Source organism: Actinomyces sp. HMSC075C01, from assembly GCF_001812965.1.
In the GTDB taxonomy this organism is placed as follows: Bacteria; Actinomycetota; Actinomycetes; order Actinomycetales; family Actinomycetaceae; genus Actinomyces; species Actinomyces acetigenes.
Genome location: NZ_KV810929.1, coordinates 1 through 245, shown reverse-complemented (window position 1 = coordinate 245; position 245 = coordinate 1). Strand labels below are relative to the sequence as shown.

Annotated in this window: 1 rRNA gene; it reads right to left on the bottom strand. The window is 52.7% G+C overall.

The window, feature by feature from the left end:
* Positions 1-238: ribosomal RNA gene (locus tag HMPREF2883_RS00725) — 16S ribosomal RNA — on the bottom strand; the annotation flags it as partial.
* Positions 239-245: the final 7 nt, after the last annotated feature.

The window sequence follows — 245 nt, the reverse complement described above, 5'->3', positions numbered from 1 at the left end:
AAAACACCCAAAAAGGGCGCAATCTTTCCCACACCCACCATGCAGCAGGCACAGAATATCCCGTATTAGCCACACTTTCATGCGGTTATCCAGAAGAAGGGGGCAGGTTACTCACGTGTTACTCACCCGTTCGCCACTCATCCAGGACCCACAAAAGCAGGCCCCTTCACCGTTCGACTTGCATGTGTTAAGCACGCCGCCAGCGTTCGTCCTGAGCCAGGATCAAACTCTCCAAACAAAACCAA